This window comes from Quyinboa mangrovi (assembly GCF_042219825.1).
Lineage (GTDB): Bacteria > Bacteroidota > Bacteroidia > Bacteroidales > UBA5342 > JBHJHP01.
This window is the reverse complement of sequence record NZ_JBHJHQ010000030.1, coordinates 1-2,089: the sequence shown is the minus strand read 5'-3', so window position 1 is coordinate 2,089 and position 2,089 is coordinate 1. Positions and strand designations below refer to the sequence as shown.

Here is a 2,089-nt window from a genome sequence, read left to right as displayed (position 1 = left end):
AGGCTGCCTCTTTTGTCCTGACAGTTCCTTTCCCATCGGAAAGAAACTGCCACGACACCATACCGCGGGAACGTTGTATTTAATACCGGGATTAGTTGTTTGATTATTTTAAACAGGCTTCCACCCTCTTTCGGCTGAAGCGGAGAACGTTCTTTTTAAAATTGGATCATCGTTTGATTTAAACCAGGTGTCGGGTGGAATCTCAGTCTACACAACTTTGAAGATTCGTAGTTTGACGCAATATCGTTTGGGGTTGATGCAATATCGTAGAGTTTTTGATTTACATTATCCGGCTATGGGCGGCTGAAGCTCATTTGATTTACCGAAGTGTTTAATTTGCGAAACCGTTCAATTAAAGAGCTCCTGTGAGAGAAAAAAAGAAGGTACTAAATACAACACGCGGTCATACTGCATGCGGTTTTATTTTTACCTGCAAATCAACATTCCGTATGCCGTCGTTTTCGGCTTGACAGTCTCCACTTCGTGGGACAGTCAACCGCACGACACCATACCGCGGGAACGTTGTGCCCAATAGCATGAAAAAGACTGCCTACTTAATTATTAAAATGAGAATTTTTTACTTATACCTTATCATCGGACTCACTTCTTGTAACTTGTCAATTCAAGAGAAGGATAATACAACAGATGTTGACTCCATACATTTTTCATTAATTAAGAATTCATCTGACTATAATAAATTTTCTATATTTCTTTTAAAATATCCAGATTCAAAATACTTCGATCAAGCTGTTAATCTTTATTTAGTAAAAAGAGATAATTATTTTGATAGTATTGGCTGGCCAATAATTGATTGTTTTAGGAACTGTGCAGATATAAAAATTCGAACAAATGGAGAGATTCTCTTTGAATATGATAAAATCGAAGTAGATGATTTAAAAGACTCTCTGATTTCGTTTTTAATAAATGAAAAAAACAGCATTACTAAACCTGAAAAAAAGTTTGTTACCGATTTAAATGACTCCGAGCAACAAATTTCTATGGGGCATGTAATATTAGCGTTTGTTACGGATTCATGCGAAATGCTTCAAGAAAGAATAAAAGATATTAGCATATCATACTATGCTTATAAGAATTATTTAGCTAAAAGTTGGTACAATACCGGTTTTAAAGATTTGGATAAGATCAAAATGAACCATTTAGACTCTTTATTGCAAAATAGATTAATTTTATATCGATTTGAAAAGGAATATTTAACACCTCCGCCACCTCCGCTTCCAGCAGAAGATGATGTTTTGAAGATTGTTGATGATGAAATAATAGGTGAAAATGATTAAGGAGAACTAATTAATTAACTACTGGGCACAACACGCAGTCATACTGCATGGCAGTACTTTTAAATAAAACATTACAACATTCGCAGTAGGGCTATTTTGTCCTGACAGTTCCTTTCCCGTCGGAAAGAAACTGCCACAACAGCATACTGCGGGAACGTTGTACACCATTTAACTTCTCGTGTAATTCAAACTTTTCAGAATAAAACATTTTAAAAATGAAAATACAGGCTAAGATTTTGTGGACTATCATTTTATTTGGACTAGGATTTTTAGCAGGTTATCAGTTTTTTAGAATTTCAAATGATAACATCATCACTCCTGTGTTTGATATAGAGACAATATATTTGCCAGAGTCTTCAACAAGATTGTATTTGAAAAAAATAAATTGGGGAATAACTGGCGATAGCCAAATTATGGCAATCTCAAATTCATCGAGTAAAAATATTGATGTAAATAATAAAAATGATTTTATTTTAGAAGGACTTTGTCAAATATTTTACAAGATTGAAAGTGATACTTTATTCATTTATTCTACAAATAAATTTAAGGAACCAAGTAATTTCAATTCTACAATTAATATAAAACAAATAAAACTAGAAAACACTGAATTTCAAAGTCTATTTAAAGAGGCTAATAAAGGAATTAAAATATTTTAATAAAAAAACGGTGTACAACACGCGGTCATAGTGCATGCGGTTGTGTTTTAACCAGCAAATTCACATTCCGTATGCCGTCGTTTTCGGCTTGACAGTCTCCACTTCGTGGGACAGTCAACCGCACGACACCATACCGCG

2 protein-coding genes are annotated in these 2,089 nt (G+C 34.1%); both read left to right on the top strand.

Going from position 1 to position 2,089, the window contains the following annotated elements; all coding sequences use genetic code 11:
* Positions 1 to 536: 536 nt before the first annotated feature.
* Positions 537 to 1,295: a hypothetical protein gene (locus tag ACE1ET_RS20370; RefSeq protein ID WP_375730269.1), complete on the top strand. Its 759-nt coding sequence runs from the start codon at positions 537 to 539 to the stop codon at positions 1,293 to 1,295.
* 215 nt (positions 1,296 to 1,510) lie between these two features.
* Positions 1,511 to 1,951, top strand: coding sequence for a hypothetical protein (locus ACE1ET_RS20365; RefSeq protein ID WP_375719569.1), 441 nt, complete (start codon positions 1,511 to 1,513; stop codon positions 1,949 to 1,951).
* The last annotated feature ends 138 nt before the right edge of the window (positions 1,952 to 2,089 follow it).